General features: G+C 65.9%; 19 protein-coding genes and 1 pseudogene. 15 read left to right on the forward strand and 5 right to left on the reverse strand.

Going from position 1 to position 21249, the window contains the following annotated elements:
* Nucleotides 1-58: 58 nt before the first annotated feature.
* The 5 genes from AC5Y36_RS18355 (at nt 59) to AC5Y36_RS18375 (ending at nt 5340) form a co-directional block, all read left to right on the forward strand.
* Nucleotides 59-721: a fasciclin domain-containing protein gene (locus AC5Y36_RS18355; protein ID WP_500042368.1), complete on the forward strand. Its 663-nt coding sequence runs from the start codon at nt 59-61 to the stop codon at nt 719-721.
* A gap of 113 nt (nt 722-834) precedes the next feature.
* Complete coding sequence (locus AC5Y36_RS18360) at nt 835-2547, forward strand: cytochrome c biogenesis protein DipZ (RefSeq protein WP_500042369.1); 1713 nt, start codon at nt 835-837, stop codon at nt 2545-2547.
* Between the two features lie 64 nt (nt 2548-2611).
* Nucleotides 2612-3199, forward strand: coding sequence for a fasciclin domain-containing protein (locus AC5Y36_RS18365; protein ID WP_500042370.1), 588 nt, complete (start codon nt 2612-2614; stop codon nt 3197-3199).
* Between the two features lie 293 nt (nt 3200-3492).
* Complete coding sequence (locus AC5Y36_RS18370) at nt 3493-4434, forward strand: cyclopropane mycolic acid synthase family methyltransferase (RefSeq protein WP_500042371.1); 942 nt, start codon at nt 3493-3495, stop codon at nt 4432-4434.
* 21 nt (nt 4435-4455) lie between these two features.
* Nucleotides 4456-5340, forward strand: coding sequence for a cyclopropane mycolic acid synthase family methyltransferase (locus AC5Y36_RS18375; protein ID WP_500042372.1), 885 nt, complete (start codon nt 4456-4458; stop codon nt 5338-5340).
* Nucleotides 5341-5461: 121 nt separating this feature from the next.
* Here AC5Y36_RS18375 and lpdA read toward each other — a convergent pair whose 3' ends face one another.
* The gene (lpdA, locus tag AC5Y36_RS18380; protein ID WP_500042373.1) at nt 5462-6856 is read right to left on the reverse strand and encodes a dihydrolipoyl dehydrogenase; all 1395 of its coding nucleotides are present in this window, start codon (nt 6854-6856) and stop codon (nt 5462-5464) included.
* Nucleotides 6857-7049: 193 nt separating this feature from the next.
* Between lpdA and AC5Y36_RS18385 the strand changes: the two are divergent.
* From AC5Y36_RS18385 to AC5Y36_RS18405, 5 genes and pseudogenes are all read left to right on the forward strand, one after another.
* A pseudogene (locus AC5Y36_RS18385) lies at nt 7050-8240 on the forward strand (thioredoxin family protein); the annotation flags it as partial.
* 233 nt (nt 8241-8473) lie between these two features.
* Nucleotides 8474-9337, forward strand: coding sequence for a cyclopropane mycolic acid synthase family methyltransferase (locus AC5Y36_RS18390; protein ID WP_500042374.1), 864 nt, complete (start codon nt 8474-8476; stop codon nt 9335-9337).
* 48 nt (nt 9338-9385) lie between these two features.
* Nucleotides 9386-10285 (forward strand): cyclopropane mycolic acid synthase family methyltransferase, encoded by a 900-nt coding sequence (locus tag AC5Y36_RS18395; RefSeq protein ID WP_500042375.1) that lies wholly within the window; start codon nt 9386-9388, stop codon nt 10283-10285.
* Between the two features lie 316 nt (nt 10286-10601).
* Nucleotides 10602-11465, forward strand: coding sequence for a cyclopropane mycolic acid synthase family methyltransferase (locus AC5Y36_RS18400; RefSeq protein WP_500042376.1), 864 nt, complete (start codon nt 10602-10604; stop codon nt 11463-11465).
* A 21-nt stretch (nt 11466-11486) separates the two neighbouring features.
* Nucleotides 11487-12944, forward strand: a complete 1458-nt coding sequence (locus tag AC5Y36_RS18405) for an NAD(P)-binding protein (protein WP_500042377.1) — start codon at nt 11487-11489, stop codon at nt 12942-12944.
* Here the strand turns inward: AC5Y36_RS18405 and AC5Y36_RS18410 are convergent.
* Entirely contained in the window at nt 12910-14124 is a 1215-nt protein-coding gene (locus AC5Y36_RS18410; protein WP_500042378.1) for an NAD(P)/FAD-dependent oxidoreductase, read from the reverse strand. The genes AC5Y36_RS18405 and AC5Y36_RS18410 overlap by 35 nt on opposite strands.
* A gap of 245 nt (nt 14125-14369) precedes the next feature.
* On the opposite strand from AC5Y36_RS18410, the gene AC5Y36_RS18415 reads away from it, so the two are divergent.
* A complete protein-coding gene (locus tag AC5Y36_RS18415; protein ID WP_500042379.1) occupies nt 14370-14933 on the forward strand; it encodes a sigma-70 family RNA polymerase sigma factor in 564 nt (187 codons plus the stop codon).
* Complete coding sequence (locus AC5Y36_RS18420; protein WP_500042380.1) at nt 14930-15625, forward strand: anti-sigma factor; 696 nt, start codon at nt 14930-14932, stop codon at nt 15623-15625. Before AC5Y36_RS18415 ends, AC5Y36_RS18420 begins: the two co-directional genes overlap by 4 nt.
* On the opposite strand, the gene AC5Y36_RS18425 is transcribed toward AC5Y36_RS18420, so the two are convergent.
* Entirely contained in the window at nt 15606-16049 is a 444-nt protein-coding gene (locus tag AC5Y36_RS18425; RefSeq protein WP_500042381.1) for a DUF779 domain-containing protein, read from the reverse strand. The genes AC5Y36_RS18420 and AC5Y36_RS18425 overlap by 20 nt on opposite strands.
* Entirely contained in the window at nt 16049-17572 is a 1524-nt protein-coding gene (gene adh, locus AC5Y36_RS18430; RefSeq protein WP_500042382.1) for an aldehyde dehydrogenase, read from the reverse strand. The genes AC5Y36_RS18425 and adh overlap by 1 nt, the downstream gene beginning before the upstream one ends.
* A gap of 58 nt (nt 17573-17630) precedes the next feature.
* On the opposite strand from adh, the gene AC5Y36_RS18435 reads away from it, so the two are divergent.
* The 3 genes from AC5Y36_RS18435 (at nt 17631) to AC5Y36_RS18445 (ending at nt 20404) form a co-directional block, all read left to right on the forward strand.
* A complete protein-coding gene (locus AC5Y36_RS18435) occupies nt 17631-19643 on the forward strand; it encodes a prolyl oligopeptidase family serine peptidase (RefSeq protein WP_500042383.1) in 2013 nt (670 codons plus the stop codon).
* 116 nt (nt 19644-19759) lie between these two features.
* On the forward strand, nt 19760-19897 hold the full coding sequence (locus AC5Y36_RS18440) for a hypothetical protein (protein WP_500042396.1): 138 nt from the start codon (nt 19760-19762) through the stop codon (nt 19895-19897).
* 30 nt (nt 19898-19927) lie between these two features.
* A complete protein-coding gene (locus AC5Y36_RS18445) occupies nt 19928-20404 on the forward strand; it encodes an SRPBCC family protein (protein ID WP_500042384.1) in 477 nt (158 codons plus the stop codon).
* An 11-nt stretch (nt 20405-20415) separates the two neighbouring features.
* Here AC5Y36_RS18445 and AC5Y36_RS18450 read toward each other — a convergent pair whose 3' ends face one another.
* Complete coding sequence (locus AC5Y36_RS18450; protein ID WP_500042385.1) at nt 20416-21249, reverse strand: hypothetical protein; 834 nt, start codon at nt 21247-21249, stop codon at nt 20416-20418.

The following is a 21249-nucleotide window of genomic DNA, read 5'->3' on the forward strand; positions in this document are numbered from 1 at the left end:
CAACTGTTAGAGCCGTAGGCGGCCGCAATTGCCGCATCGATTAGGGAGCGACAGCGCAATGAAGGATGTTCACAGCAAGGCACTGGCGGTGGGCCTGGCGGCCATTGCAGTGGCGGGATTTTCGGCGTGTTCGAGCGACAAGTCCGAGTCCGAGAAGTCGACCGGAGCCAACCCGGCGACCAGCATGGCAGCACCCGCGCCAACCTCGGCGATGGCCGACCCCAAGTCGGACCTGATCGGCGTCGGATGCGCTGACTACGCAGCAATGCACCCCAGCGGTCCGGCCTCGGTGGCCGGGATGGCACAGGACCCGGTGGCCACGGCCGCGTCGAACAACCCGCTGCTGAGCACACTGACCTCGGCGCTGTCGGGCGCACTGAACCCGAACGTGAACCTGGTCGACACCCTCAACAACGGCCAGTACACGGTGTTCGCGCCGACAGACGCGGCGTTCGACAAGCTGCCCGCCGCCACCATCAACGAGCTCAAGACCAACGCTGAGATGTTGACGAGCATCCTGACCTACCACGTGGTTCAAGGCCAGGAAAGCCCGAACAAGGTCGACGGCACCCACAAGACTCTGCAGGGCGCCGAGCTGAACGTGACCGGGCATGGAAACGGCCTCACCGTCAACGACGCGGGCCTGGTGTGCGGAGGGGTGCACACCGCGAACGCGACGGTGTACATGATCGACACTGTGCTGACACCGCCTGGACAGTGACGGCAGGTACCCCGTGACCAGACGAGGCAGCCCGGCCGCCACGGGCTGCCTTGTCACATCTGATCACAGGGACTGATCGCAATCCACGGCGGACGCAGCATCGAATACTAAATATGTTTTCCCTCATGCTGATTGGCCTCGTTGGAGGACTCATCACCGGAATATCGCCGTGCATAATTCCGGTGCTGCCGGTCATCTTCCTCTCTGGCGCACACACCACCGGTGCGGCCGCCGTCGAGGCGAGGCCAGGTCAGGAAAGACTGCGCCCCTACCGGGTGATCGGTGGCCTGGTGTGCAGCTTCACAGCCGTCACGCTGGCGGGCTCGGCCGTACTGTCGCTGCTGCACCTCCCGCAGGACGCCATCCGGTGGGTAGCGCTGGCTGCGCTGGTGACAATCGGTGCGGGCCTGATCTTTCCGCGTCTCGAGCAACTGCTGGAGCGTCCGTTCTCCCGCATCCCGCAAAGGCACCCGGCGTCCCAGCGCGACGGTTTCGGCTTCGGCCTCGCATTGGGCGTGCTCTACGTGCCCTGCGCGGGACCCGTGCTCGCCGCGATCGTGGTAGCCGGAGCCACCGCGGACATCGGTCTGCCCGTCCTTGTGCTCACCATCGCCTTCGCGGTCGGCACGGCGGTGCCGCTGTTGTTCTTCGCGCTGGCCGGCCGCCGAGTCAGCGAGCGGGTGAGCGCTTTTCGGCGCCGCCAGCGCGAAATCAGAGTAACGGCAGGTCTGGTGACGATTCTGTTGGCTGTGGCGCTGATGTTCAACCTTCCTGCGACGCTGCAGCGGGCCATCCCGGACTACACCGGATCGCTGCAAAACAAGTTGGGCGGCGACGAGGAGATCCAGCATCAGCTCCACCTCGGTGGCCTCGTCAACGACCAGAACAGGCAGTTGTCCAACTGCACCAACGGTGCTTCTCGTTTGCAGGATTGCGGCCCCGCACCTGATCTCAAGGGCATCACCGGGTGGCTGAACACACCGGATGACGGGCCCATCGACCTTTCCGCATTGCACGGCAAGGTGGTGCTGGTCGACTTCTGGGCCTATTCCTGCATCAACTGTCAACGCGCCATCGGCCACGTCGAGGGCTGGTATAAGGCCTACCACGACAGTGGTTTCGAGGTCATCGGCGTACACACACCCGAGTACGCATTCGAGAAGGTCACCGCCAACGTCAAGAAGGGCGCGGCCGACCTGGGCATCACCTATCCGATCGCGCTGGACAACGGCTACGCCACGTGGACGAACTACCGCAACCGGTACTGGCCCGCGGAATACTTGATCGACGCCGACGGCACCGTACGGCACATCAAGTTCGGTGAGGGCGACTACAACACGACGGAGGGCTTGATCCGGCAACTGCTCACCAACGCCCAACCCGGGGTCAAGCTTCCGCGGCCGGCGGACACGCCCGACACCACGCCGCGGCTCGACGCCACTCCCGAGACGTATCTCGGGGTCGGCAAGATGGTCAACTACGCCGGAAACGGCGTCTACGACGAGGGTTCGGCCAGCTTCAGCTTCCCGCCATCGCTACCGCACGACACTTTTGCGCTGCGGGGCCGGTGGACCCTGGATTACCAGGGCGCGACGGCGGACGACTCGTCGTCCTGCATCGAGTTGAACTACCACGCCAAAAGCGTCTACATCGTGGTCGGCGGCACCGGGAGCCTGTCCGTGACACGCGGCGGAAAGACCACCATGCTGGCCGTCAGCGGTCCACCGACCTCGCACCAGATCGTCGCCGGCGATGAACTGGCGCGCGAAACACTCCAGGTGCGGCTCAGCCCGACCCTGACCGTCTACTCGTTCACCTACGGCTGACTCAATCCGGGCCGGCGTCGGCTCCGAATAACCCGTACCGAACCGAACGAAGGAGCCGAAGGTCATGAAGCTATCCAGCAAGAACGTTGCCGCAACCGGTTTCACGGCGGCGGCCGTGATAGGCCTCGGGGTGTTCACCGCCCCCGCCGCGGCAGCGGCCGATCTGGTCGGCCCCGGCTGCGCGGACTATGCGGCGCTACATCCCGACGGTCCGTCATCGGTGCAGGGAATGTCGCAGGATCCGGTGGCGACGGCCGCGTCGAACAACCCGGAACTCACCACGCTGACCGCAGCCGTATCCGGCCAACTCAACCCGGGAGTGAACCTCGTCGACACCCTCAACAACGGTCAGTACACCGTATTCGCGCCGACCGACGCCGCCTTCAACAAACTTCCGGCGTCGACCATCGACGAGCTCAAGACCAACTCGGACATGTTGAAGAAGATTCTGACCTATCACGTCGTACCGGGCCAGTTGAGCCCAGCGAGGGTCGTCGGAGCGCAGAAGACGCTGCAGGGCGCCACCGTGAACGTCACCGGCCGAGGCAACGACCTGAAGTTCAACGACGCCGGCTTGGTCTGCGGCGGCGTGCCCACCGCCAACGCGCAGGTGTACATGATCGACACGGTGCTCTTGCCCCCGGCGCGGTAGGGTATGGCGGGCCAGCTTCATTCGCTACCGACCCGATAACGTGCTCTCCCAGAACAGCAGCCGCGCCCGGAAACCGGCATGGACTATGTCCAGCACCTTGAGTCCGGCGTCAGTGAGCGCCGTGATGGACACACCCAGGCATTCGGAACCATCGGGCGGGCGGACGGGTTGGTCAGAACTCAAACTTGTTCATGTCACAACAGTCGGCCGCCCGCGTAGGAGCGTAGTGTCGACTCAGTGTTGAGCCACCAGCACGTCGTTCCAATGGCGCATTCCAACCGATAGGACCAGCAGTGGCAGATGCACCAGGGCTAGCGCCCAAGGCCGAATCCAAGTGGCTGTCGAAGTCAGCTGCGACGATCGGTGGATCGGACAAAGACGAAGTCCAGTTCCACTACGACATCTCCAACGACTTCTTCAGGCTGTGGCAGGACCCGACCCAGACCTACAGTTGCGCCTACTTCGAGCGCGACGACATGACGCTCGAACAAGCGCAGCGGGCCAAAGTCGACCTCTCGCTGGGCAAGCTGGGTCTGCGACCCGGAATGACGTTGCTCGACATCGGCTGCGGGTGGGGTTCGACGATCATGCGAGCGGTGACGAGGTACGACGTCAATGTCATAGGCCTGACGCTCTCGGAGAACCAGAAGCAGCACATCGAGGACAACTTGTTCGCCAACTCGACGAGCAAACGCCGAATGGAAGTGCGGCTGCAACCCTGGGAGGAGTTCGACGGACACGTCGACCGGATCGTGTCGATCGGCGCGTTCGAACACTTCGGCTTCGGCAAGTACGACGACTACTTCAAGAAGACGTTCAGCTGGATGCCCGAGGACGGCGTCATGCTGTTACACAGCATCATCATCCCCAGCGACGCAGAGGTCAAAGAGCGTCAGCTGCCGCTGAAGATGTCGACGGTGCGGTTCATCAAGTTCATCCTCGACGAGATCTACCCCGGCGGACGCCTTCCGCTGGCCGCCCAGATCACCGAACACGCCGCCAGAGCCGGCTACACGGTGACCCGAGAGCAGCACCTGCAACCGCACTACGTCCGCACTCTGGACACCTGGGCAGCCAACCTCGAGGCCAACAAGGATCAGGCCATCACGATCACCTCCGAACAGGTCTATGAGCGGTTCCACAAATACCTGACCGGCTGCGCTGACCTGTTCCGTGGCGGCTACACCGATGTCGCACAGTTCACCTGCGAGAAGGCTCCCGCCGCACGCTCCTAACAGACCACAGGAGGTCGAGGCATGGCGAACCACGCCGACGGTTCACCGAAGATGGCGGTGGCGTATGAGGATGTGCAGGCCCACTACGACATCTCCAACGAGTTCTTCGGATTGTTCCAGGATCCGACGCGCACCTACAGTTGCGCGTACTTCGCGCGCGACGACATGTCGCTGCAGGAGGCCCAGATCGCCAAGATCGATCTTGCCCTGGGCAAGCTGAATCTCTCGCCGGGAATGACGCTGCTCGACGTGGGCTGCGGTTGGGGCTCGGCGATGTCGCGCGCGATCCAAACCTATGACGTCAACGTGGTGGGGCTGACGCTGAGCAGAAATCAACGCAGCCTGGGCCAGCAGCTGCTGGACGGGCTCGACACCGACCGATCGCGGCGGATTCTGCTGCGCGGCTGGGAGGAGTTCGACGAGCCGGTCGACCGCATCGTGAGCATCGAGGCGTTCGAAGCCTTTCCCAAGGAACGATACGGCGCCTTCTTCGAGCTGTGCCACCGGCTGATGCCCGACGACGGCAGGATGGTCCTGCAGACCATCATGGGCCATCCCCTGAAACGCTGGCCGGAGATGGGCATTCCGATCACCATGACCGACCTGCGGTTCATGCGGTTCATCGCCAAAGAGATCTTCCCAGGCGGCTCGGTGCCGTGCGACGAGGACGTCATCGACTACTCCACGGCCGCAGGATTCACGGTGGCGAGCCGCCAAGACCTGACACCGGACTACGTCCGGACCCTCGACACCTGGGCCGCCGGGCTGGAAGCCGCTCGCGACCGGGCGATCGCGGTGACCTCCGAGGAGGTTTATGACCGCTACATGCGCTACCTGCGCGGCTGTTCTGATTTCTTCGGTCGCAACGTCAGCTACGTCGGTCAGTTCACCCTCGCCAAGGGGTGATGCTCATCGGCGCCGGACACGTTCCCGCGTGGCCACCCGCTCAGCCAGCCACAGTCGCATCGTGCGCGCGATCAGCCTCGAGTAGAGGCTGGCCGGCAGCGATCGCACCGACGTCGGCGCCTCAGAAGTTGATCATGTGCCCGGTCAGGCCGTGGAAACATTCCTGCAGCGCCTCGGACATGGTCGGGTGGGTGTGCACGTTGCGGGCCAACTCGTTTGCGGTCAGGTCCCACTTCTGCGCCAGCGTCAGCTCGGGCAGCAACTCGGAGACGTCGTGGCCGATCAGGTGCCCGCCCAGTAGTTCGCCGTAGCGGGCGTCGGCGATCAGCTTGACGAATCCGCTGGGGTCGCCGACGCCGTGCGCCTTGCCGTTGGCGGTGAACGGGAACTTGGCGACCTTGACGTCGTAGCCCTCGTCGCGGGCCTGCTGCTCGGTGAGCCCGAAGCTGGCCACCTGCGGCTGGCAGAACGTCGCCCGCGGCATCATCCGGTAGTCGCCGAGCGGCATGGTCTCCGCGCCGGCGATTGTTTCGGCGGCCACCACCGCCTGCGCCTCGGCGACATGCGCCAGCTGCAGCAGACCGGTAACGTCGCCGATCGCGTAGATGTGCGGCACCGAGGTCCGCAGGTACTCCTCGACGCCGATGGCCCCCCGATCGGTCAGCGCCACCCCGGCCGCCTCCAGGCCGTAGCCTTCGACGTTGGGCGCAAACCCGATGGCCTGCAACACTTTGTCGGCTTTCAGCGTCTCGGCGTTGCCGTCCTTGCTGACGGTGACCGACACCGTCGACCCATCGTCGTCGATGCGTTCCACCTTGGTGCCGGTGCGGATCGTGACGCCGAGCTTCTTGAACTGCTTCTCGATCTCCTTGGACACCTCGGCGTCCTCGTTGGGCAGCGCCCGCGGCAGGAACTCCACGATGGTCACATCGACGCCGTAGTTGGCCAGCACGTAGCCGAACTCCATGCCGATCGCGCCGGCCCCGGCGATGATGATCGAGGACGGCAGCTCCCGGCTCAAGATCAGCTCTTCGTAGGTGACGACATTGTCGGACAGCGACGTGCCCGGCACCAGCCGGGTGCTGGAGCCGGTGGCGATGATGGCGTGATCGAACGTCACCGTGTCGGTACCGCCCTCGTTGAGCGCAACCGACAGGGTGTGGGCGTCGGTGAAGGTGCCGTAGCCGTGGATCTCGGTGATCTTGTTCTTCTTCATCAGGAAGTGCACGCCGGCCACCCGGCCCTCGGCCACCTTGCGGCTGCGGTCGAACGCCGCCCCGTAGTCGAAGGTGGCCTGCCCGCTGATCCCGAAGACGTTGGCTTCCTTGCTGAAGATGTGGGCGAGTTCGGCGTTGCGCAGCAGCGCCTTGGACGGGATACAGCCCACGTTGAGGCAGACTCCGCCCCAGTACTTGGGCTCGACGATGGCGGTGCGCAGGCCCAGCTGGGCGGCACGAATGGCCGCGACGTACCCGCCGGGGCCGGCTCCGAGAACGACGACGTCAAAGTGGGTCACCGGTTCACCCTAGCTGGGCGGGGCGGCGGCGAACTCAGGTCCCGTCGGGGAAGGTGTCAGCCGCCACCCATCCGTGATCGCGGTGATTCCGAATACCTGCGTATCCAACCGGAAGGCGGCCGGTCCGGGCCGTCCGCGGCAGGGGAGTCGGATGGCCATATCCAGCCTTGCATGGATCGGCATCGCCGGCGTCCTGGCCGCCCGCTTCACGGGACGGGCGGGCGGGTTCCGCCGTCACCAAGGGAAGATCCGGGCCACGGCCGGTGTCGTGGTGATCCTGCTGGCGCTGGCCCTGGTCTACGATGTCCCGTCGGCGCTGCAACGCGCGATCCCCCACCACAGCTTCACATTGCAGCATCTGGTGGGCGGTGACGGCCTCGGGCCCGACCGGCTCAACCTCGGCGGCGATCCCGTCAGCGGACCGGACGCACAACTGGCGAACTGCGCCAATGGGGCCGTACTACTAGCGAACTGTGGGCCGGCCCCCGATATCCGCGGCATCGACGGGTGGCTGAACACCCCCGGCGGGGCTCCGGTCAGCCTGCAATCCCTGCGCGGAAAGGTGGTCCTGGTCGACTTCTGGGCCTACTCCTGCATCAACTGCCAACGGGCCGTCCCGCACGTGGTGGCTTGGTACCAGACCTATCGGGACTCCGGTTTGGCGGTCATCGGCGTACACACCCCCGAATTCGCCTTCGAGCGTGTCCGCGCCAACGTCGCCAGCGGCGCGGCGGCCCTGGGCATCCCCTATCCGGTGGCGCTGGACAACAGCTACGCCACCTGGACCAACTACCGCAACCACTACTGGCCCGCCGAATACCTGATCGACGCGACCGGAACGATCCGTCACATCCAACTCGGCGAGGGCGGCTACTCCGCCACCGAGAGCCTGATCCGGCAGTTGCTGGAAAGCGCCCACCCCGGCACCACCTTGCCCGCCGCCACCGTCGACTTCGACGCGCCGCCCGTCGCCGACGCCGCCGGGCCGATCGGGCTCGCCCCCGACACGTACCTGGGGGTGGACAAGGTCGCCAACTACGGCGGCACCGGCGTGTACGACGTCGGTTCGGCGTCCTTCGACGAGCCGCCGGTCCTATCACCCAATACGTTCGCGCTGCGGGGTCCGTGGACACTGGACGACCAGTGCGCAACCGCCGACAGCGACGCCTCCAGCATTGAGCTGGACTATTTCGCCAGAAATGTCTATCTGGTGGTCGGCGGCACCGGAACCGTCACCGTCGTCCAGCACGGCCGGACAGACGCGTTGCCGATCAGCGGGCCGCCGACATGGCACCAGATCGTCGCCGGCGACAAGGTCGAGCGCGACCGCATCCAGGTGCGCCTGACCCGGGGCTTGCAGGCGTTCGCCTTCATCTACGGGTAGTGCGGTGATCTCGCCCCCACGACGGCGGGATTCGACGGCAGTATCCAGACCCATCCTCGGTGGTGTCAGCTCCGAATACCTGCCGTGATGTCCGACCACCACCGACCGCTCGGCACCGCTGGGCGGTTGACAGGCAACGCACAGCAACCCGGCCTACTGTGACGTAGCTCACAGGGGGTTATTTCTACTTCTCTACCGTCGTACCGCTCGAGCATTTAGGGGGAAACACCAACATGGCGGAAGCGCTGAGGCCACACTTTGAAGACGTGCAGGCACACTACGACCTGTCCGACGACTTCTATCAGCTGTTTCTGGATCCGACCCGGACCTACAGCTGCGCATATTTCGAGCGTGACGATATGACGCTGGAGCAGGCCCAGCTGGCCAAGATCGACCTGGCGCTGGGCAAGCTGGGGCTGCAACCCGGCATGACACTGCTCGACGTGGGCTGCGGGTGGGGCGCCACCATGCGCCGGGCCGTCGAACGCTACGACGTCAACGTCGTCGGCTTGACCCTGAGCAGAAACCAGGCCGCCTATGTGCAGAAAACCTTCGATGCGATGGACAGCCCTCGCACCAGGCGGGTACTGCTCGAGGGCTGGGAACAGTTCGACGAGCCCGTCGACCGGATCGTGTCGATCGGCGCGTTCGAACACTTCGGCTACGACCGCTACGACGACTTCTTTAAGTTCGCCTACGCCGCGCTGCCCGCCGACGGGGCGATGCTGCTGCACACCATCGTGATGGTCAGCGACGAGGAGTTCCACCAACGCGGACTGCAACTGAACATGCAGCTGCTGCGGTTCGTCAAGTTCATCATGAACGAAATTTTCCCCGGCGGCCGGCTGCCCAAGGTGGCCCAAGTGGAGGAGCACGCAACAAAAGCCGGCTTCACCGTCAGCCGCGTGCAACCGCTGCGGTTGCATTATGCCCGGACGTTGGAAACCTGGGCGGCCGCGCTGCAGGCCCGCAAAGACGAGGCCGTCGCGATTCAGTCCGAAGAGGTCTACGAGCGCTACATGCGATACCTGACCGGCTGCGCCGAACTGTTCCGCAATGGCAACACCGACGTCTGCCAGTTCACCTTACAGAAATGACCATTCATCCCGCCCCGCCACTTCGCTGATCCGAAAGGCAACCCCCCTATGGCTGAGCAAAGTCCCGACACCGCACAGATGAGACCCCATTTCGAAGAGGTGCAGGCTCACTACGACCTGTCCGACGATTTCTTCGGGCTGTTCCAGGATTCCAGCCGAACCTACAGTTGCGCGTACTTCGAACCGCCGGATCTGACCCTGGAACAGGCCCAGATCGCCAAAATCGACCTGAACCTGGACAAGCTGGACCTGCATCCCGGTATGACCGTGCTGGACATCGGCTGCGGGTGGGGCGCCACCATGAAGCGCGCCTTGCAGAAGTATGACGTCAACGTCATCGGACTGACCCTGTCGAAAAATCAGCGCGCCTATAGCGAAGCCTTGTTGGCCGGCGTCGACACCACCCGGTCGTATCGGGTGCTGCTGCACGGTTGGGAAGAGTTCGCCGAACCCGTCGACAGGATCGTGTCCATCGAAGCTTTCGAGCATTTCGGCTTCGACCGCTACGACGACTTCTTCGCCCGATGCTTCCACATCCTGCCCCGCGACGGGCGGATGACCATTCAAAGCAGTGTCGCCTATCACCCCTACGACCTGAACGCGCGCGGCAAGAAGCTGACCTTCGAGACAGCGCGGTTCATCAAGTTCATGCTGACCGAAATCTTCCCCGGCGGCCGGCTGCCATCCACCGACATGATGGTGGCGCACGGCGAAAAGGCCGGTTTCGCCGTGCCCGAAGCGCTTTCGCTGAGACCGCACTACATCAAGACGCTACAGATCTGGGGTGATGCGTTGGAGGCCAATCGGGAACGGGCACTGGCGATCCAGTCCGAAGAGGTCTATCAGCGTTACATGAAGTACCTGCGCGGCTGCCATTACTACTTCAGCGACGAGATGCTCGACGTCAGCCTGGTCACCTACCTCAAACCGGGCGCAGAGCATCGCTGAGGGCGTCGTGGGAAATATCCGCCACCTGGGCCGGCACGAGTTAAGCTTCGTAGCAGGTCGGGACCCTGTTCGAGAATTTCAGTCACGTGTCCACACATCAGAATGTGGCCAGAACGTTGGTTCCCGGTCGGACAAGCCATGCTCCCGGTCGGCCCCGCAACGCAGCCCAACAAGCACCGCGGTATCAGCGGCACCGTTCGATCGGCTCCCATCCGAAACGTTTCCCGCTCCGAATAGCTGGGGTGGTGCGGGGCACACCGCGACGAGGCGGCGAGTCGCCCGAGGAACAAACCCGGCCCCTGAGAGGTAGACCTCCATGTCAAAACGTCTGACCCCACACTTCGATGACGTGCAGGCGCACTACGACCTATCCGACGAGTTCTTCGCACTGTTCCTGGATCCGACCCGGACCTACAGCTGCGCATATTTCGAGCGTGACGATATGACGCTGGAGCAGGCCCAGCTGGCCAAGATCGACCTGGCGCTGGGCAAGCTGGGGCTGCAACCCGGCATGACACTGCTCGACGTCGGCTGCGGCTGGGGCGCCACCATGCGCCGGGCCGTCGAACGCTACGACGTCAACGTCGTCGGCTTGACCCTGAGCAGAAACCAGGCCGCCCATGTGCAGAAAACCTTCGATGCGATGGACAGCTCCCGCACCAGGCGGGTACTGCTCGAGGGCTGGGAGCGGTTCGACGAGCCCGTCGACCGGATCGTGTCCATCGGCGCGTTCGAACACTTCGGCCATGACCGCTACGACGACTTCTTCGCCATGGCCTACGACGCGCTGCCGCCCGATGGCGTGATGCTACTGCACACGATCTGCGGCCTAGACCCCAGGTACGCCAAGGAACTTGGCATACCGCTGACGTTCGAATTGGCCCGGTTCATCAAGTTCATCATGACCGAGATCTTCCCCGGGGGACGGCTGCCATCCATCACGATGGTCGAGGCGCATGCCGCCAAGGCAGGCTTCACGCTGACCCGCCGGCAGTCGCTGCAGCCGCACTACGCCACCACCCTGGACCGTTGGGCGGCTGCTCTGGAAGCGCACCGCGACCAGGCCGTCGCGATCCAGTCCGAAGAGGTCTACGAGCGCTACATGAAGTACTTGACCGGCTGCGCCAAGATGTTTCGGCTCCGCCAGGTCGACGTCAACCAATTCACCCTGGAGAAGTAGAGCCGCGGCAACGGGGGGACCATGCACGAACTGGAGGCGGACTACCTGGTCATCGGTGCCGGAGCCACGGGGATGGCGTTCACCGACACCTTGGTGACCGAAACCGACGCACAGGTGGTGATCGTCGACCGGGGCCATCAGCCCGGCGGGCACTGGATCCACGCGTACCCCTACGTGCACCTGCACCAGCCGTCGGCCTACTACGGCGTCAACTCGCGTCCACTGGGCAACGGCACCATCGATGAGTCCGGCTGGAACAAGGGACTTCATGAATTGGCGACCGGAGGCGACGTCTGCGCGTACTTCGACCGGGTGATGCAGCACGACCTGCTGCCGTCGGGGCGGGTGTCCTACTTCCCGATGAGCGAGTACCTCGGCGACCGCCGGTTCCGCGACCTTGCCGGGACGGAGCACGCTGTTGCGGTGCGCCGACGCGTCGTCGATGCGACGTATCTGCGCGCGGTGGTCCCCTCGATGCGTACACCGCCCTACCGGGTGTCCACCGGCATCGCCTGCGTGCCGCCCAACGAACTGCCCAGGTGCGCGTCCGGCCGGGACCGGTTTGTCATCGTGGGCGCCGGAAAAACCGGCATGGACGCCTGTCTGTGGCTGCTGGGCAACGGTATTTCCCCCGATCGACTGACCTGGATCATGCCCCGCGACTCGTGGCTGCTCGACCGGGCGAACATCCAGCCAGGACCGGAGTTCCTCGGCCGGTTCCGGGCCAGCTTCGCCGCACGGCTGCAGTCCGTCGCCGACGCCACGTCCGTGCCCGATCTCTTCGAACGGCTCGAGGCCAACGGCAACCTGCTGCGCCTCGATCCAACGGTGCGTCCGACAATGTATCGCTGCGCCACCGTGTCCCGGGCGGAGCTGAGCCAATTGCGGCGCATCACCGACATTGTCCGGATGGGGCGCGTGGAGCGAATCGAACGCGACGAGGTGGTGCTCACCGGCGGAACCATCGCCGCAGACCCATCCGCCCTCTACATCGACTGCACCGCCGACGGACTCGAAAAGCGTCCCGCGCTAAACATATTCGGTCGCGACCGGATCACCTTGCAAAGCGTTCGAGGTTGCCAGCCAGTGTTCAGCGCCAGCCTGATCGCCCATGTCGAGGCCGCCCACCGCGACGACTGTGTCAAGAATCGGCTCTGTACGCCCGTGCCGCACCCCAACAGCGACCTCGACTGGCTGGCGACCACACTCGCCGAGCAGCGAAACGAGGCGCGCTGGCTCGAGTGTCCTGAGTTCATGGACTGGCTGGGGTCGACCCGGCTGAATCTGCTGCGTGAGATGTACGCTCCCCTGCTGCAGTCATCCGGAATCCGCGACAGGCTATTGAGACTCAGCATGGCGATGCTGCGCGCCAGCAATGAGAAGTTGGAGGAGCTGATGCTCTCGCCGGCCACGTGTTCGGCTGGGCGGGGACTCGGCGACCGGCTCAGCCCGCACTCCCGCCCTGGCGATTTCGGCTGATCGTCTGCTTTGCGTCGCCCCAACCTTCCCAGAACAGCAGGCGGGCACGGAATCCGGGATTGCCGACCGCGTCCAGCACCTTCACGCCGGTGCCGGCGATGGCCGGGATGCCGGCCAGCTTGTGGAAGTACCGGCCGCGGCGGTATTCCTTGCCCCAGGTCGCCGCCATGCACTGCCCGTAGTTGGTGAAATCGTCGGGCCCACCGTTGGTCAGGGCCGCAATGGCACACTCGCCGGCGGCGAGCCCGGACTGCAACGCCTTGGAGATGCCCGCCCCCGACGCCGGCCGGGCCGCGCCCAGCGCGTCACCGGCGAACAACACGCCGGGTCGCCACGGTGGCCACGCGGTGAACCCCATCGGCAGCCGCCACGCCTGCAGGCAGTGGGAGTTCTTCAGCTCGGTGATGCTCGGCAGCCGCCAGTCGCCGGGAAGCGTGGCCAGGAACTCGCCGAAGAATTCGGTGACATTGATCTGCTGCCAGTTCTTGTAGCTGTTGACGTAGCCCAACCCGATGTTGACCCGGCCCCCGCCGAGCGGGAACACCCACCCGTAGCCGGGTAGTTGGTCACCCCGAAACCGCAGCCGCAGATGGATGTCGAGGGAATCGGCGTCCGGGCGGTTGGCCGTCATCTCGGCGCGGATCGCGATCGCCGAGTATCCGTGGTGGGCCGAGTCCAGGGTGAGTGCGCGTTTGACAGGCGAGTAGGCGCCGTCGGCGGCGATCACCGCGTCGGCGTGTACCCGCTCGCCGCTCTTGAGCCGCACCCCGGTGACACGACCGTCATCGTCGACGATCGGCGCGACAACCTCCGCGCCGTCCCGCATTTCGGCCCCCACGCGCGCGCTGTTCTCGAACAGCAAGGTGTCCAGCTCGGTGCGGCGGGCACAATGCCCGTGGTCGGGCATCCCGGGGCGGCGCGGAAACGCCAGATCCCATTCGCTGGGGCTGAACATCCTGGCGCGGTTGACGCGATGAAACTTCGCCACGTCGTCGGCCAGCCCCATCTTCTGCAGATAGCTGACCGCCCGCGGCGTCAGACCGTCACCGCAGGGTTTGTCCCTAGGGAACGAGGCTTTGTCCAGCACCACCACCCGGGCCCCGGTCTGGGCGGCCTGCCAGGCAGCCGCCGCACCGGCGGGCCCGCTGCCCGCTACCGCAAGATCGTAGTGCTGTGTCATGTGGCCTGGTCCCGTCCCGCATCCATCGTGCATCTTCGCCGCCGAATTCCCAGCATCGCCGCAAGTCTTCGGCGGTGATTCGGAGCCGAAGGCGCCTTGGATTGGCGCGGCGCGGCGGGCATCCGAGGCCTGGTCAGCCGCGAATACCAGGTATGACCTGCGGCCGGCAATCCACGGTGCTGCAACGGCCCGGCACCCCCGAATTGCTCGTCCAAGGCGGCCGGATACAGCTAGGCTACGGTGCGATGAGCGTCGCGCCGCCAGCTCCCGTTGACCTCGATGCCTTGCTGCGTCGAGTGGCCAACCAGGATGTCGATGCCTTCACCGCGCTCTACGATCTGACCCGCTCCCGGGTATTCGGGTTGGTGTCGCGGGTGCTGCGCGACCCGGGCTACAGCGAGGAGACGGCCCAAGAGGTCTATCTGCAGGTGTGGCGCAACGCCGCGAAATTCGACCCGGCCGCCGGAACGGCATTGGCGTGGCTGTTGACGATCGCGCATCGGCGCGCGGTGGACCGGGTGCGCGCCGAGCAAGCGGCCGGCCGGCGAGACGTCCAGTACAGCGCCGCCAACGTCGAACCGCCGGCCGATGTGGTGGCCGAGTCGGCGCTGCAGGCCGATGAGCGGCGTCGAGTGACCGAATGCCTGGAAGCCCTGACCGATAATCAGCGCCAGTGCATTGACATGGCTTATTACGGCGGCCTGACCTACGCCGAGGTGTCCGAACGGCTGGCCGCCAACCTGGCCACCATCAAGTCGCGGATGCGAGATGCCCTGCGCAGCCTACGGAATTGTCTGGGTGTGCCATGACCCAACCGGCCGAGTTCGACCTGCTGACGTTGGCGACACCGTATGCGCTGCACGCCGTTGCGGATGATGAGCGTACCGGCATCGACCGGCAGGTCAGCGCTGCACCCGCCCCGGTGGCCGAGTCCTTCCGCGCCGAGGTGCGCGCCGTGCGCGAGACGCTGGCGGTGGTGTCAGCTGCCACCGCCCTCGAGCCGCCGCCAGGTCTGCGGGACCGGATCCTGGCCGCCGTAGGCTTGCAGGCACGGCGCCGTCGGCGCTGGCGGACAACCGGATTCGTCGCCGCAGCAGCCGCCGTTGCCGCGATCGCGTTCGGTGCCGGGTTGGTGCTGCGGCCGGCGGTGCCGCCGCCCACCGCCGAGCAGGTGTTCACCGCAACCGACGTGCGCACGGTCAGCGATGTGATCCCGGCCGGCGGCACCGCGACCGTTGTCTACTCACGTGACCGCAACGCCGCGGTGCTGGTGCTGAACAACGTCGTGCCGCCCGCGGCCGGCACGGTCTACCAGATGTGGCTGATCGAGGGTGCCACACCGCGATCGGCCGGCACGATGAGCCCGCAAGCCGTGCACCCGTCCACCACCGAGGTGATCCGCGATCTCGGACAGGCCGGCGTGCTGGCGTTCACCGTCGAACCGGGCAATGGCTCACCGCAGCCGACCGGGGAGATTTTCGTCAAGTTGCCGCTGAGCTGACCACCGGGCAGCGCGTCGGCGGGCGGTCCCCGTCGGCGTAGGTCGCACCGGTGATCACCGGCTCGGCCGCCAGCTCGGCGTTCTCGGTATCGGTGAAAGCCCGTCCGCGAGACAGGAACCGCATCCCCTCGGGCGCTTCCAGGCTGAACCCGCTGCCGCGGCCCGCCACCACGTCGATGATCAACTGGGTGTGCTGCCACGCCTCGAACTGCGGCCCGGAGATCCACACCGGCACCCCGCCGGCGACGTCGAGCACGCCCAGCAGCACGTCACGGTCGCCGACGATGAACTCCCCGTCCGGATAGCACATCGGCGCGGACCCGTCGCAGCAGCCGCCGGACTGGTGAAACATCAGCGGGCCGTGCTGACCGGTCAGCCGCGCCACTAATTCTGCTGCGGCGGCGGTGATCAGCACCCGATACATCAGAACAGGCCCAGCGCCTGGTCGGAGTAGGACACCAGCAGGTTCTTGGTCTGCTGGTAGTGATCCAGCATCATCTTGTGGTTTTCCCGGCCGATGCCGGACTGCTTGTAGCCGCCGAACGCCGCGTGCGCCGGGTAGACGTGGTAGCAGTTCACCCACACCCGCCCGGCCTTGATGTCGCGGCCCGCCCGGTAGGCGGTGTTGCCGTCGCGGCTCCACACCCCGGCGGCCAGGCCGTAGAGGGTGTCGTTGGCCTGTGCGATGGCGTCGTCGTAGTCGGTGAATGACGTGACCGCCACCACCGGGCCGAAGATCTCCTCCTGGAAGATCCGCATTCTGTTGTCACCGGCGAAGATGGTGGGCTGCACATAGTTGCCGCCGGACAGGTCTCCGCCGAGCTCGGCGCGCTCGCCGCCGGTGATCACCTTCGCGCCTTCGCCTTTGCCGATCTCGAGGTAGGACAGGATTTTCTCGAGCTGGTCGTTGGAGGCCTGCGCGCCGATCATCGTCTCGGTGTCCAGCGGGTCGCCCTGGCGGATCGCCTTGGTGCGGATCGCGGCCAACTCCAGGAACTCGTCGTAGATGTCGGCCTGCAGCAGTGACCGCGACGGGCAGGTGCACACCTCGCCCTGGTTGAGGGCGAAACCGACGAACCCTTCCAGCGCCTTGTCGCAGAAGTCGTCGTTGGCGGCCAGCACGTCGGAGAAGAAGATGTTGGGGCTCTTGCCGCCCAACTCCAGGGTGACCGGGATGATGTTCTGGCTGGCGTACTGCATGATCAGCCGGCCGGTGGTGGTCTCGCCGGTGAACGCGATCTTGGCGATTCGGTTGCTCGACGCCAGCGGTTTGCCGGCCTCGACGCCGAAGCCGTTGACCACGTTGAGCACCCCCGCCGGCAGCAGGTCGGCGATCAGGCTCACCAGGTACAGGATGGACGCCGGGGTCTGTTCGGCCGGTTTGAGCACCACCGCGTTGCCGGCGGCCAGGGCGGGCGCCAGCTTCCAGGCGGCCATCAGGATCGGGAAGTTCCACGGGATGATCTGGCCGACGACGCCGAGTGGCTCGTGGAAATGGTAGGCGACGGTGTCGTCGTCGATCTGGCTCAGTGCGCCCTCCTGTGCCCGCAGTGCGGCGGCGAAGTAGCGGAAATGGTCAGCGGCCAACGGGATGTCGGCGGCCAGCGCTTCCCGGATAGGTTTGCCGTTCTCCCAGGATTCCGCCACCGCCAGCTTGTCCAGGTTGGCCTCGATCCGGTCGGCGATCTTGTTCAGGATCGCGGCCCGCTGCCCCGGGGCGGTCTTGCCCCAGGCCGGCGCCGCGGCGTGGGCGGCGTCCAGGGCCTTTTCGATGTCTGCCGCATCCGAGCGCGCGACCTCGCAGATGATCTGCCCGGTCACCGGGGTGGGATTCTCGAAATACCGGCCCTGGGCGGGTGCCACCCACTGGCCGCCGATGAAGTTGTCGTAGCGGGATTCGTACGACATCAACGCCCCTGCGGAACCCGGACGTGCATAGACGGTCATGTGCCCCACTCCTTCGGTGTTATCCACCTCACACTACCGCTGTCGGCACAATGGCCTGATGGCTGCTGCCCCGATGGACGACCCGTATCTGTGGCTGGAAGATGTCGCCGGCGAGAAGGCGCTGGATTGGGTGCGCGCTCGCAATTCGCCGACCATCGAGGAGTTCGCCGGTGAGGATTTCGAGGCGATGCGCACCGCGGCACTGGAGGTGCTCGACACCGACGCCCGGATTCCGTATGTGCGCCGCCGCGGCGAGTTTCTGTACAACTTCTGGCGCGACGCCGCCAACCCGCGCGGGCTGTGGCGGCGCACCACGCTGGACAGCTACCGCGGCGACTCCCCGGACTGGGAGGTGCTGGTGGATGTCGATCAGCTGAGCCGGGCCGACGGTCAGAGCTGGGTGTGGGCCGGGGCCACCGTGCTGGAGCCCGGCTACACCCGCGCCCTGATCAGCCTGTCCCCCGGCGGATCCGACGCCGCGATCGTACGCGAATTCGACATGGAGACACTGGAATTTGTGGCCGACGGATTCGAGCTGCCCGAGGCCAAGAGCCACGTCAGCTGGGCCGGTCCGGATACCGTCCTGGTGGGCACCGATTTCGGTGCCGGCTCGCTGACCGATTCCGGGTATCCGCGGATCGTCAAGCGGTGGCAACGCGGCCAGCCGCTGGCCGAGGCGCAAACACTGTTCGAAGGGGAGCCCGGTGACGTGACGGTCGCCGCGGGCGCCGACCTCACCCCGGGCTTCGAACGCACACTGCTGCGCCGGGCGATCGACTTCTTCAACGACGAGGTCTTCGAGCTGCGGGACGGTGACCTGATCCGCATCGACGCCCCGACCGACGCGACGGTCTCGCTGCACCGGCAGTGGCTGCTCATCGAGCTGCGCAGCGACTGGCATGACTTCGCCGCGGGCTCGCTGCTGGCCGCCGACTACGAGGAATTCCTTTCCGGCACAGCGAAACTGCAGGTGGTCTTCCAGCCGGACGCGCGGACCAGCCTGCACCACTACGCGTGGACGCGCGACCGGCTGCTGCTGGTGACGCTGGCCGATGTGGCCAGCGTGGTCGAGGTCGTCGCACCCGGGAGCTGGCGGCGCGATCCGGTACCCGAAGTGCCGGCCAACACCAACGCCGTCATCGTCGCCGCCGACGACACCGAGTCCACCGACAACGAGATCTTCATCGACTACAGCGGATTCGACGCCCCGTCCCGGACACTGCACGGCGCGGCGGGCGGCGCTCTTTCCGAGATCAAATCCGCGCCGGCGTTCTTCGACGCCGACAACATCACCGTGACACAGCATTTCGCGACGTCCAAGGATGGCACCGCGATCCCCTATTTCGTGGTGCGTCCCCGCGACGCCGCCGGCGCGGGCCCCACCCTGCTCGGCGGTTACGGCGGATTCGAGGTCGCCCGCACTCCCGGATACGACGGCATCCTGGGCCGGCTGTGGCTGGCCCGGGGCGGCACCTACGTGCTGGCCAACATCCGCGGCGGCGGCGAGTACGGACCGCGCTGGCACACCCAGGCGATGCGCGAAGGCCGGCACCTGGTGGCCGAGGACTTCGCCGCGGTGGCGAGCGATCTGGTGGCCCGCGGCATCACCAGCGTCGAGCAGCTGGGCGCGCAGGGCGGCAGCAACGGTGGTCTGCTGATGGGGATCATGCTGACCGCCTACCCGCAGCTGTTCGGTGCCCTGGTGTGCAGCGTGCCGCTGCTGGACATGCGCCGCTATCACCTGCTGCTGGCCGGGGCGTCCTGGGTGGCCGAGTACGGCGACCCGGACAATCCCGACGACTGGGCGTTCATCCGCGAATACTCGCCGTACCAGAATATTTCGGCGGGCGCCGACTATCCCCCGGTCCTGATCACCACCTCCACCCGCGATGACCGGGTGCATCCCGGGCACGCCCGCAAGATGACCGCCGCACTGGAGGCCGCCGGGCATCGGGTGCGGTACTACGAGAACATCGAGGGTGGGCATGCGGGGGCGGCGGACAACGCCCAGGTCGCGTTCCGCTCGGCGTTGAGTTTCTCATTCCTCTGGCGGATGCTGGGCGGTCAGTAAATTCACGTTGACTCTGCGCGCAGGGCGCGAAAATTCGAGTAATCCGCGCCCTGGCCGCATAGTCATCGACACGCCGCAACGCCCTGAACCCACGGACTCCGGCCACCGTGTCAACAGTGAGAGACGTGGAGGTCGAGATGGGTCCGCTACTGATGACCGCTCTGTCGGTGGCAGGGGTGTTGTCCGGCCTCGGCCTGCTCGAGTTGCAGGCCCGGCTGGAGCGATGGGATTACAACCGGCACGCCGAGGACTAGCATCGACACCAACGACCTGGGGGCTCAGTCATGACCGTGACGATCGTCGACGCCGGACCCGGCCAAGTCAGCCGTTCGGTTGAGGTTGACGCACCGACCGCGGAGTTGTTCGCGGTCGTCGCCGACCCCCGCCGCCACCATGAGCTGGACGGGTCGGGCACCGTGGGCGACAACGTCAGCGGCCCGCCGCGGCTTGCCCCGGGCGCACGATTTTCCACGAAGATGACGATGTTCGGACTGCCCTATCGAATCACCAGCACCGTCACCCATCTGACACCCGATGAACTGATCGAATGGCGCCATCCCCTGGGCCACCGCTGGCGCTGGGAGTTCACCGCGGTGACACCATCTCGCACCCGGGTCACCGAAACCTTCGATTACCGCGACACCGGCCCGGTCAAGGACCGTCTGAAGTATTACGAACGAACGGGTTTCGCCAAGCGCAACGCGGCTGGTATCGAAGCCACCCTGCGTCGACTGCACGATCGTTACGCCGGCAGTAGGTGAGTTCGCGCGGTTCAGTCGCCGCGCGGCCGGACCAGCATCGCGACCGAAACCCCGAACACCACCAAAACCGCACCCACGACCAGGGTCACGTTGATCCATTGGTGCAGACCGTCCGCGGCTTGGTTCACCAACGCGTCGAGGATGTTGCGGATCGCGGGCGCGGTCTGGTTCAGCAGGTCGTTGACGGTCCCCCGACCAACTCCCATCGCGACCCACCCGGCTGCCCCCGCGATCAGCGCCGACACTCCGAGCCCGGCCAGCGCCTGGCCGCGGCTGCGGGCGGCGACCAACGTCAACAGCGCACAAATGCCGGTTACCACGGTCAGGATCCGACATGCCCACGGCCCCCACTGGGCCAGCGGCTGCAACCGCCCCGCCCGCAGCGCATCGTGCCGGGCGACCGTCACCGGAATCGTCGCCGTCGCCGGCAACTGCACGCCGTAGCCCTGCAGCATGCGCCGGAAATCGGGGTCGTTCAGCATCGGGGCCAGGTCGATGGCCCAGCGGTCCCGCCCGGCCTGGGGGGTGAACATCCACCGGTGTGCAATTCGGTTGGCCTGCACGAACTGTGGCGCAAACGCCGGGCCGGCGGTGTAGTCCGCGGCCACATCGTGCACCACAGCGGCATCGACCGCTTGACCTCGCACCCGGATGAGCGTCGCCGCGTAGGCGGTGAGTTCGGCGGCCACCGCCGCCTGCAGTTTCGGGTCAGCGGCCGCCCGACGCGCCAGCGCGGCATAGCCGTTCTCGTCGACCAGGTGCAGCTGCGCCCATGCGGTCGGGATGGTCACCGTCAACGTCACGGTCGTGATCAGCCACAGCAACAGTGCCGTCAGGAACCGCAC

The organism is Mycobacterium sp. NGS50 (assembly GCF_059812545.1).

Bases quoted from the DNA above. Each gene is read 5' to 3' on its own strand.
- AC5Y36_RS18445 (WP_500042384.1), top strand. From the start codon at position 19,928: ATGACCGTGACGATCGTCGACGCCGGACCCGGCCAAGTCAGCCGTTCG.
- adh (WP_500042382.1), bottom strand. From the start codon at position 17,572: ATGACCGTCTATGCACGTCCGGGTTCCGCAGGGGCGTTGATGTCGTAC.
- AC5Y36_RS18435 (WP_500042383.1), top strand. From the start codon at position 17,631: ATGGCTGCTGCCCCGATGGACGACCCGTATCTGTGGCTGGAAGATGTC.
- AC5Y36_RS18395 (WP_500042375.1), top strand. From the start codon at position 9,386: ATGGCTGAGCAAAGTCCCGACACCGCACAGATGAGACCCCATTTCGAA.
- AC5Y36_RS18365 (WP_500042370.1), top strand. From the start codon at position 2,612: ATGAAGCTATCCAGCAAGAACGTTGCCGCAACCGGTTTCACGGCGGCG.
- AC5Y36_RS18400 (WP_500042376.1), top strand. From the start codon at position 10,602: ATGTCAAAACGTCTGACCCCACACTTCGATGACGTGCAGGCGCACTAC.
- AC5Y36_RS18375 (WP_500042372.1), top strand. From the start codon at position 4,456: ATGGCGAACCACGCCGACGGTTCACCGAAGATGGCGGTGGCGTATGAG.
- AC5Y36_RS18410 (WP_500042378.1), bottom strand. From the start codon at position 14,124: ATGACACAGCACTACGATCTTGCGGTAGCGGGCAGCGGGCCCGCCGGT.
- AC5Y36_RS18390 (WP_500042374.1), top strand. From the start codon at position 8,474: ATGGCGGAAGCGCTGAGGCCACACTTTGAAGACGTGCAGGCACACTAC.
- AC5Y36_RS18355 (WP_500042368.1), top strand. From the start codon at position 59: ATGAAGGATGTTCACAGCAAGGCACTGGCGGTGGGCCTGGCGGCCATT.
- AC5Y36_RS18405 (WP_500042377.1), top strand. From the start codon at position 11,487: ATGCACGAACTGGAGGCGGACTACCTGGTCATCGGTGCCGGAGCCACG.
- AC5Y36_RS18360 (WP_500042369.1), top strand. From the start codon at position 835: ATGTTTTCCCTCATGCTGATTGGCCTCGTTGGAGGACTCATCACCGGA.
- AC5Y36_RS18415 (WP_500042379.1), top strand. From the start codon at position 14,370: ATGAGCGTCGCGCCGCCAGCTCCCGTTGACCTCGATGCCTTGCTGCGT.
- AC5Y36_RS18420 (WP_500042380.1), top strand. From the start codon at position 14,930: ATGACCCAACCGGCCGAGTTCGACCTGCTGACGTTGGCGACACCGTAT.
- AC5Y36_RS18425 (WP_500042381.1), bottom strand. From the start codon at position 16,049: ATGTATCGGGTGCTGATCACCGCCGCCGCAGCAGAATTAGTGGCGCGG.